This window comes from Mesorhizobium sp. M0239 (assembly GCF_040321815.1).
Classification (GTDB): domain Bacteria; phylum Pseudomonadota; class Alphaproteobacteria; order Rhizobiales; family Rhizobiaceae; genus Mesorhizobium.
Genome location: NZ_JAMYSG010000033.1, coordinates 63,767 through 73,186, shown reverse-complemented (window position 1 = coordinate 73,186; position 9,420 = coordinate 63,767). Strand labels below are relative to the sequence as shown.

Below are 9,420 nucleotides of genomic sequence, written 5' to 3'. Positions count from 1 at the left end.
CGATCATGCCCCCGTGTCGTCAAAAAGCTACCAGCCAAATATCCTGTCAGAACACTGAAGGTGCCTAAGTGAACTGCATTAGGCCGAAGCCGCCTTTTCAAACTTGCTCGCCGAAAAACTTATTCGGCGGTGGCTGCTTCGGCTGCCTTTGCGGCTTCAGCTGCCTCGGCGGCGGCCTTCTTCTCGGCGGCGTCCTGAGCGGCCTTCTCGACGGCCAGGGCCTCGGCGGCTGCCACCTTCTCGGCCTCGATGCGGGCCTTCTCGGCGTTCAGAGCATCGCGCTCCTCGTCGTTCAGCTTGCGGGCGCGCACGCCGGTGTTTTCCGAAATACGGGCCGATTTGCCGCGACGATCGCGCAGGTAGTAGAGCTTGGCGCGACGCACCTTGCCGCGGCGAACGATTTCAACGCCTTCAACCATCGGCGAGTAGACCGGGAACACGCGCTCGACGCCTTCGCCGTAGGAAATCTTGCGAACCGTGAAGTTCTCCTGGAAGCCGGCGCCTGCGCGGGCGATGACGACGCCCTCATAGGCCTGGACGCGGGTGCGGGTGCCTTCGGTCACGCGGACCTGGACGCGCACGGTGTCGCCGGGCTGGAATTCGGGAAGCTTGCGCTTGGCTTCGATCTTGGCGGCCTGTTCGGCCTCGAGCTGACGGAGAATATCCATCTCAAAAGTCCACTTCTTGTTCTTCCGACAGTCAGAGCGTCCGACACTCGCCTTGCAGTTCCATTGACCACTTGGCTATGCCCTTTGTCTCCAAGAGATTTGTCTTTGAAACATCAGGCAGGGGCGACTACACCGTCATTGTTGACGGGTCCGGCAGATTCTTTCTGGCCGGTACGGGCGGGCACATACAGCTATTTCGCCGCTTTGTCACGCCTTGGCAGCGCATTTTCTGCTCGCATGGCACCATCGTAATCCTGCCGTGCCGGGTTGCGCCGGTCGTTCAGGCTTTCTAAGCCTGAAATAACACAGTTTTGAGCGGCCGCAATTCATGTCTGTCTTCGATGCCATCCTGCTCTTTCTGGCGGGCTTTCTGTCAGGCGCCGCCAATGCGGTCGCCGGTGGCGGCACCTTCATCACCTTCGGCGCCATGACGTTGGTCGGCCTGCCGCCGATCGTCGCCAACGCCACCTCCTCGGTGACGCAATTTCCAGGCTACATCACCTCGACCCTCGCCTACTCGGCCGATATCAGGCATTTCTGGCGCAGCGCACTGCTGCTGTGCCTGATCTCGGCCGTGGGCGCACTGGCCGGCGCTCTGATCCTTTTGGCGCTCGACAATCCGTCGTTTCGCGCTCTGGTGCCGTGGCTGCTCTTGGCCGCGACAGCCCTGTTCGCCGCCGGCCCCTGGCTGAAACCAGTGCCGAAGCTCGGCCATGAAGCGGCGGTGGGCTCGCTCGCCGGCTTCCTGGCGCAGTTTCTCACCGCCATCTATGGCGGCTTCTTCGGCGCCGGCATGGGCGTGATGATGCTGGCGACGCTCGGCCTCACCCAAGCCGGCGACTATCACCGGCTGAATGCGTTGAAGAACATGCTGGCCATGGTCATCGCCGCGGTCGCGATCGTCGTCTTCGTCTCGGGCCGCGTCGTCGCCTGGCCGCAGGCGATCATCATGATCCCGGGCGGCGCGCTCGGCGGCTATGCCGGCGTCTGGATCGCCAAGCGCGTGCCGCAAAACGCGGTGCGCGGCTTCGTCGTCGCCGTCGGCCTGTTTCTGGCTTTCTATTACTTTTGGAAAGGCTGAGCGGCGGCGCCCAACAAATCCGGACGCCGCTCTTTCGTCAACGCCTCTGACTCCGCTCGCCGCCAGGCGGCGATCTTCTTGTGATTGCCCGAGACCAGCACCTCGGGAATCTCGCGGCCCTCGAATTCCTGCGGCCGCGTGTAGTGCGGATGTTCGAGCAGGCCGTTTTCGAAACTCTCCTCCTCGCCCGACACCGCGTTGCCCATCACGCCGGGCAACAGCCGCACCACCGCATCGAGCAGAACGAGCGCTGCCGGCTCACCACCGGAGAGGATGAAGTCACCGATGGAGATCTCCTCCAATCCCCGCGCGTCGATCACCCGCTGGTCGACGCCTTCGAAGCGGCCGCACAGGATGACGGCACCCGGCCCAGCGGCCAGCTCGCGCACACGCGCCTGGGTCAGCGGCTTGCCGCGCGGGCTCATCAGCAGCCGAGGCCGCAGGTCGCCTTCCGGCGAAGTGTGGTCGATGGCTTTCGCCAGCACGTCGGCGCGCATCACCATGCCGGCGCCGCCGCCGGCTGGCGTGTCGTCGACGGTGCGATGACGGTCGGTGGCGAAGTCACGGATCTGGATCGCCTCCAGCGACCACGTGCCGGCCTCGAGCGCCCGGCCGGCCAACGACAGGCCGACCGCGCCGGGAAACATCTCGGGGTAAAGCGTCAGCACCGAAGCGGAAAAACTCACCGGTTGCCCCCGGCATCGCTCGGTCCGCGCGGCCTGCCCTTCGGATCGAAGTCTTCCTCTCGCGGGCCGTCGCCATCCTCGTCCTCGACAAGTCCGGCCGCCGCCGGGTCGACACGGACGAAGCCTTCGGCGATCGACACTTGTGGCACGGCAGCCTGTGTGAACGGGATCAGCACGCCCTTGCGCCCGCCCAGCGTCACGTCGAGAATGTCGCCGCCGCCGAAATTGTGCACCGCGACGATCTTGCCGAGTGCGGCACCCGTCTCGTCGCGGACTTCGAGGCCGACGAGGTCGGCATGGTAGAACTCGTCTTCCTCGCCGTCGTCCGGCAGCATCGAACGGTCGACGAACAGCTCCGTGCCGGCCAGCGCCTCGGCCGCGTTGCGGTCGGCAACGCCCTTGAAGCGGACCACGACGACGGTGTTGGCGGGCCTGATGTCGATGATCTGGAAGGCGCGGCCGTCACGGGCGTAGAGCGGGCCGTAGTCGGCCAGCGCCAGCGGTTCACCGGTGAAGGTCTTCACCCGCAATTCGCCCTTGATGCCATGGGCGGCGCCGATCACGGCCATCTGGACAGGGTTCTGGAGCTTGCTCATGGCGCTTCTACCTTCGTCATCCACGGGCGGAGCAGGCGCGAAGCGACTGCGCAGACCCGAGGATCCATTCCGTTACAGCGACCAAAAAGCACGGCAGTTCAGAAAGGGTCACGAGTCTCGTTCCAGCCAAATCTCCATCTGCGGACACGTCGCATTGTCCGCCGCGAATATTTGTAACTTCTGTACCGCAGCAACGCTCGCAGGTCACGGCATGGATCCTGGGGTCTCCGCGACGTCGCTTCGCTCCTGCTGCGCCCCAGGATGACGAAGGGGGCGGGCATTTCAGCCAATCACCAAGGTTGCGACCTGCCACCAATCGATGGTTTCCTAACCCCTGTCGGCGGTCATTTCAATGAGGGTCTTCACCGCTTCCTAACCCGAATACCCGAAAATGCCGCCATGCAGGAATTCCTGATCCCGGCCAAACCCGATCTCCAGGCGGCGCGCGAAAGCTGGCTGAAGATGCTCGCGCGAGAACGTCGGCTGTCGCCTAAGACGGTGGAAGCCTATGAGCGCGACACGCGCCAGTTCCTGCATTTCCTCACCGGCCATTGCGGCGGCTCGCCCGGCATTTCGGACATCGCCGATCTGCGCCCGGCCGATCTGCGAGGCTTCCTCGCTGCACGGCGCAATGCCGGCGCCGGTGCCCGCACGCTCGGCCGGGGTCTCGCGGGCATTCGCTCACTGCTGCGTTTCCTCGAGCGGCGCGGCCTCGCCAATGCGGCCGGTGCGGCAGCCCTGCGGGCGCCGCGCCAGCCCAAATCGCTGCCCAAGCCGCTGACGGCGAGCGACGCCAAGCATATCGTTTCCATCGAAGGCCAATTGGCGGAAGAACCCTGGATCGCGGCCCGCAACGCCGCTGTGCTGACACTGCTCTACGGCTCCGGCTTGCGCATTTCCGAGGCGCTCGGCTTGGCCGGCGCCGACCTGGCGTCGGCGACCGACACCGTGCTGCGCGTCACCGGCAAGGGCGGCAAGACGCGACTGGTGCCGGTGCTGCCGGTGGCGCTCAGGGCAATCGCCGAATATCGCCGGCTCTGCCCCTATCATCTCGACCCCAAGGGCCTGCTGTTTCGCGGCGCCCGTGGCGGCCCGCTCAACCCGGCCATCGTCCAGCGCGACATGGCCAAGTTACGCTCGGCGCTCAACCTGCCCGATACCGCGACGCCGCATGCGCTGCGCCATTCCTTCGCCACGCATCTGCTCGGCCGCGGCGGCGATTTGCGCACCATCCAGGAACTGCTCGGCCACGCCAGCCTGTCGACGACGCAAATCTACACCGGCGTCGACACCGCTAGGCTGCTCGAGATTTACGAATCAGCCCATCCACGGGCATGAACCCTTCAATTTCGCAGTACCAATTAACCGTTTTGCCGCTTTTCGGTTCTAGACTGACCATGATCCCGAAAAGTGGGACCCGGTTTTCGGAAAAGATCATGGTCAAACATGAAGACAAAACCATGAAACGCGTCATCGCCATCGCCGACCGTGCAGCTTCCGTGTCGCTGAAGCTGCTCGTCGCGCTCAATGTTTTGTTCTTCCTGTCGTTCCTCGCCGTGCTGCTGTTCGCGGCCGGCAAGGCGCATGCCGGAATCCCGACCTGCACCGGCGCCGACATGCTGTCGGCCTTGCAGAAGAACGATCCGGCGACCTACCGCAAGATCGAAGCGGAAGCCGCAGCGACACCGAACGGCAAGGGCCTGTTGTGGAAGCTGGAGAAGCCCGGCGAGAAGCCGTCCTTCCTGTTCGGCACCATGCATATGACCGACCCGCGCGTCACCACGCTGCCTCCCGACGCGCAGAAAGCCTATGACGCCGCCGGCACCATCGTCATCGAAACCACCGACGTGCTCGACAAGCAGAAGATGATGGTCGCGATGCTCCAGGAGCCGGACCTGATGATGTTCACCGATTCGACGACGCTGGCGTCGCTGCTGTCGCCCGACGATGCGGCGGCCATGAACGCCGCGCTCGACGCACGCGGCATTCCTCCGGCAACGGTTGCCAAGATGAAGCCGTGGATGCTCTCGGCCATGATGGCACTGCCGGCCTGCGAGCTGGCCCGCCAGTCAGGCGGCGCCCCGGTGCTCGATGTCAGGCTGGCGCAAGGTGCGAAGGCTTCCGGCAAGCCGGTGGAAGGATTGGAGACGGCTGAAAGCCAGCTGCGGGCCATGGCCTCGCTGCCGCTGGCGTTTCACATGAAGGGTCTCGTCGACACGCTGAAGCTCGGCGATAAGATCAACGACATCAACGAAACCATGATCGTGCTCTACCAGCGCGGCGACACCGGCATGTTCTGGCCGCTGTTTCGCGTGGCCATGCCGGATGGCACGGACGACCCCGCGGGCTATGCGGCGTTCGAGGAAACCATGATCACCAGCCGCAACAAGGTGATGGTCGAGCATGCCGAACCGATCCTTGCCAGGGGCAACGTCTTCATGGCGGTCGGCGCCCTCCACCTTCCCGGTCCCGAAGGCCTCGTCGAGGATTTCCGCAAGGCCGGTTACACCGTCACGCCTGTAGGCCTGTGACCTTATCTGATCTGGGCCAGCATCGCCGGAACGACGATCCGGTGGAACGGCATGATGATCGCGAGATAGGCGCGCCCGAGCCAATTGTGCGTCTTGACGATCGTCGTCGCGGCCACCTCTTGCCGGCCCACGCCAAGATCCCTGACTTCGACCAGGACACGGAAATCGAGATGCCGGTCGTCGAGGCCAAGCACGACCTTGCCGGGAGACTGGCTGATAAGCGGAAAGATCCCGATCTTGCCGCCCGGCAACACGGCAGGTTCCAGGCCCGTCTTCAGCCGGAATGGCCTGACGGCAAGATTGCGCAGCGCTATGAGCCTTCCAACCCAGCGCGGCGTTTGCCCCAAAGCCCGTTCGGCGGCGCCGAGAGCGGTCAATGAAAGACCTTCGGTGACCAGCACATAGCGGTCGGCGAACTGGGCGCCGGCAAGAGCGTCGTGGGGGTTCGGGACAATCAGCGCTGTGGAATTCATCGCGGCAAAATCCTCTGAATCGACCATAGCAGGCACGGACTTGGCGCGCTGCGTGGCGAAACGACGCCATTCCGGCTCCGGAACGGCGGATTGTCCTTGTTTTTGGCGTTTTCCAACCCTAGCGTGAAACCAGTTCAATGATTGCGCGTTGTATGGTGTTGATTGATATTTTTCATCCACGGAGGACACTTTTATGGCGAACGCACCGAATCCAAACGACCCGTTCAATCCCAACACCACCAACACCACCATCAAGCAGAGTGGTGGCGGCGGTAGTGGCTGGCTGATTGCGCTGGTCGTCGTTATTCTGGCGGTTGTCGCGTATTATGTTTTTGGAAGAAGCGGTGAGCACCCGGCACCCGCCGAGCCGCCGGCGGCCAGCACACCGGCCCCCGCGCCCGCACCGGCAGAACCGATGAAGCCAGCCGAACCGGCGCCTGCACCTGCACCTGCACCTGCACCTGCTCCGGCCCCTGCCCCTGCAGAACCGGCCCCGGCCCCAGCGCCCGCACCGGCTCCAGCGCCGGCTCCTGCCGCACCGGCCAACTGATCGGTTCGATATCAAATACGAACGGCCCGCTGAAAGCGGGCCGTTTTGGTTAGTGGTGTCACCATGCCTTCGTCATCCTCGGGCTTAACCCGAGGATGACGAAGCATTGGCCTTTTAGATGTGGATGGGCTTGAAGAACGTGGCCAGCGCCGCCTCCTTGATCGCCTCCGACATCGTCGGATGCGCATGGCAGGTGCGGGCGAGATCCTCCGACGAGCCGCCGAACTCCATCAGCACCGCCGCCTCGTGGATCATCTCGCCTGCGCCGAAGCCGACAATATGCACGCCGAGCACGCGGTCGCTTTGCTTGTCGGCGAGGATCTTCACAAAACCGACGGTGTGCAGCATGGCGCGCGCCCGGCCATTGGCGCTGAACGGGAACTTTCCGACCTTGTAGTCGATGCCGGCCTTCTTCAACTCTTCCTCGGTCTTGCCGACCGAGGCGATTTCCGGGCTGGTGTAGACGACGCTCGGAATGACGTCATAGTTCACGTGGCCGGCCTGGCCGGCAATGGTTTCCGCCACCGCCACGCCCTCGTCCTCGGCCTTGTGTGCCAGCATCGGCCCGGCGATGACATCGCCGATGGCATAGATGCCCGGGACATTGGTCTTGAGATGGCCATCGGTCTTGACCCGGCCGCGCTCGTCGACCTCGACGCCGGCTTCCTTCAGCCCGAGACTGTCGGCATAGGCCCGGCGCCCGGTGGCGATCAGCACGGCATCGGCCTCGATCGTCTCGGCGGCGCCGCCCTTGACCGGCTCGAAGGTGACCGCGGCACCCTTCTTGGCCTTGGCGACGCCGGTGACCTTGGCGCCGAGCTTGAACTCGAAGCCCTGCTTTGAAAGCAAGCGCTGGAACTGCTTGGAGACCTCGCCGTCCATGCCGCCCAGGATGGTGTCGAGGAATTCGACCACGGTGACTTTGGCGCCGAGCCGCGCCCACACCGAGCCGAGCTCGAGGCCGATGACACCGCCGCCGACCACCACCAGATGGCCGGGCACCTTGTCCAGCGACAAAGCGCCGGTCGACGACACGATCACCTTCTCGTCGATGTCGACCTTGACGCCGGGAATGCCGGCGACATCAGAGCCGGTGGCGATGACGATGTTCTTTGTCTCGATCTCCTCGACTCTACCGTCCTCGCCGGTCACCGAGACCTTGCCGGCCGCGACCACCTTGCCGGTGCCGCGAAAGCTGTCGATCTTGTTCTTCTTGAACAGGAAGGCGACGCCGTTGACGTTCGACGACACCGTCGCATCCTTGTGCGCCATCATCTTCGTCAGGTTCAATTTCGGCGCTGGTATCTCGATACCGAGCGCGTCGAAGGAATGGCCGGCTTCGGCGAACATCTCGGAGGCATGGAGCAGCGCCTTCGACGGAATACAGCCGATGTTGAGGCAGGTGCCGCCGAAGGTCGCGTTCTTCTCGACCACCGCAACGCTGAGCCCGAGCTGCGCCGCCTTGATGGCGCAGACATAGCCGCCCGGTCCCGATCCGATGATAACGACGTCATAAGCCATGTTTGTTTCCCTTTGCTTGGCGCTCAGCGGCCGCCGCTTACATTCAGGATCGCGCCCGTCGTATAGGACGCGGCGTCGGATAGAAGATAGAGAACCGCGCCCGCGACTTCATCAGCCGTGCCGGCTCTTTTCATCGGCAGCAGGTCGCGGAACCGCTCTATCCTGTCCGGCTGCCCGCCGGAGGCATGGATCTCGGTATCGATGAGGCCGGGCCGCACCGCATTGACGCGAATGCCTTCCAGTGCGACCTCACGGGCGAGCCCGACGGTGAACGTGTCGATGGCACCCTTGGAGGCGGCATAGTCGACAAATTCGCCCGGCGAGCCCAATGTCGCTGCCGCCGACGAGATGTTGACGATCGATCCGCCCGCCCCCCCATGACGGGTCGACATGCGCTTCACCGCTTCGCGGGCACACAGGAACGAGCCGACGACATTGATGCGCATCATGCGCTCCAGCCGCGCGACGTCCATCTCGTCGACACGCGCCTTGACGTCGACGATGCCGGCATTGTTGACGAAGGCGTCGAGCCGGCCATAGGCGCGGTCGACGGCCTCGAACATGGCCACGATATCGGCCTCGCTGCCGACATCGCCCTTGACGGCTAAGGCCTCGCCGCCGCCGGCCTTGATCTCGGCGACCACTGCGTCAGCGGCAGCCTGGTTCGAGGCATAGTTGACCGCCACGCGGTAGCCGGCTTTCGATCCTAGCCGGCAGACCGCGGCGCCAATGCCGCGGCTGCCGCCGGTGACCAGCAGCACCTTTTTCGCCTCGCTCATTCCTGGCATCCCTTCAAGACAAACACATCCCACGGCACTTTCGAAAACCCGCTGCCGCCATAGGCCGAGGATTGGCGCAACGCCGGCCCGAGGTCCGGCAGGATCAGCGTCTTCGGCGCTTCGACCCCTTCGGCCGGCAGCAGTCCGATGTTGCCCTTGTCATCCGACGTGTAGATGACGCCATGCCAGGGCGTGCAGGCAGCAAGCTCCTCGCCGGTGACGTCGCCTTCGGGGCATTTGTACATCAGCGCGCCGTTCGGCCGCGACACGCCTTCGTTCCACATAACGATACCGTTGAGCACCACATTGTTGTCGAGGATCATGCGGAAGCTGTTGGTGACGGTCGCCGAGGTGCCGGTCGGCGTGAAATCGATTTCGCTGCCGCTCTGGGCGTCGCCATAGACGGCGAGCTCGATCGGACAGGCTGCATGGGCGCCGGCGGTGGCCAGCACCATGCCGGCCGCGATCGATGCGATCGAAAGCACCTTGGAAAGGCTAAGGGAACGGGTCGTCATTCTGCCGCGCAGATCCTTCC

At 64.2% G+C, this 9,420-nt stretch carries 10 protein-coding genes; 3 read left to right on the top strand and 7 right to left on the bottom strand.

Translation table 11 applies throughout. The annotated features are described in order from the left end of the window. Positions 1–119: 119 nt before the first annotated feature. A complete protein-coding gene (gene rplS / locus NKI99_RS28050; RefSeq protein WP_023811269.1) occupies positions 120–668 on the bottom strand; it encodes a 50S ribosomal protein L19 in 549 nt (182 codons plus the stop codon). A gap of 328 nt (positions 669–996) precedes the next feature. Here rplS and NKI99_RS28045 point away from each other — a divergent pair, with 328 nt between their 5' ends. After that, positions 997–1,749 carry a sulfite exporter TauE/SafE family protein gene (locus NKI99_RS28045; RefSeq protein WP_352612857.1) on the top strand — a complete coding sequence of 251 codons (753 nt, stop codon included), beginning with the start codon at positions 997–999 and terminating at the stop codon, positions 1,747–1,749. Here NKI99_RS28045 and trmD read toward each other — a convergent pair. Beyond that, complete coding sequence (gene trmD / locus NKI99_RS28040) at positions 1,731–2,435, bottom strand: tRNA (guanosine(37)-N1)-methyltransferase TrmD (RefSeq protein ID WP_352612855.1); 705 nt, start codon at positions 2,433–2,435, stop codon at positions 1,731–1,733. The genes NKI99_RS28045 and trmD overlap by 19 nt on opposite strands. After that, positions 2,432–3,031, bottom strand: coding sequence for a ribosome maturation factor RimM (gene rimM / locus NKI99_RS28035; RefSeq protein WP_128304259.1), 600 nt, complete (start codon positions 3,029–3,031; stop codon positions 2,432–2,434). Before rimM ends, trmD begins: the two co-directional genes overlap by 4 nt. Positions 3,032–3,430: 399 nt before the next feature. Between rimM and NKI99_RS28030 the strand changes: the two genes are divergently transcribed. Together NKI99_RS28030 and NKI99_RS28025 are read left to right on the top strand one after the other, a co-directional pair. Next, positions 3,431–4,369: a tyrosine recombinase XerC gene (locus NKI99_RS28030; protein ID WP_128304260.1), complete on the top strand. Its 939-nt coding sequence runs from the start codon at positions 3,431–3,433 to the stop codon at positions 4,367–4,369. 122 nt (positions 4,370–4,491) lie between these two features. Continuing rightward, a complete protein-coding gene (locus tag NKI99_RS28025) occupies positions 4,492–5,562 on the top strand; it encodes a TraB/GumN family protein (RefSeq protein ID WP_023811275.1) in 1,071 nt (356 codons plus the stop codon). A 2-nt stretch (positions 5,563–5,564) separates the two neighbouring features. On the opposite strand, the gene NKI99_RS28020 is transcribed toward NKI99_RS28025, so the two are convergent. The 4 genes from NKI99_RS28020 to NKI99_RS28005 form a co-directional block, all read right to left on the bottom strand. Continuing rightward, the gene (locus NKI99_RS28020) at positions 5,565–6,035 is read right to left on the bottom strand and encodes a DUF2867 domain-containing protein (protein WP_352612853.1); all 471 of its coding nucleotides are present in this window, start codon (positions 6,033–6,035) and stop codon (positions 5,565–5,567) included. A gap of 664 nt (positions 6,036–6,699) precedes the next feature. Continuing rightward, positions 6,700–8,106 carry a dihydrolipoyl dehydrogenase gene (gene lpdA / locus NKI99_RS28015; protein WP_352612851.1) on the bottom strand — a complete coding sequence of 469 codons (1,407 nt, stop codon included), beginning with the start codon at positions 8,104–8,106 and terminating at the stop codon, positions 6,700–6,702. Between the two features lie 23 nt (positions 8,107–8,129). Beyond that, the gene (locus NKI99_RS28010) at positions 8,130–8,885 is read right to left on the bottom strand and encodes an SDR family oxidoreductase (protein WP_127296321.1); all 756 of its coding nucleotides are present in this window, start codon (positions 8,883–8,885) and stop codon (positions 8,130–8,132) included. Then, entirely contained in the window at positions 8,882–9,400 is a 519-nt protein-coding gene (locus NKI99_RS28005; protein ID WP_023811279.1) for a hypothetical protein, read from the bottom strand. Before NKI99_RS28005 ends, NKI99_RS28010 begins: the two co-directional genes overlap by 4 nt. Positions 9,401–9,420: the final 20 nt, after the last annotated feature.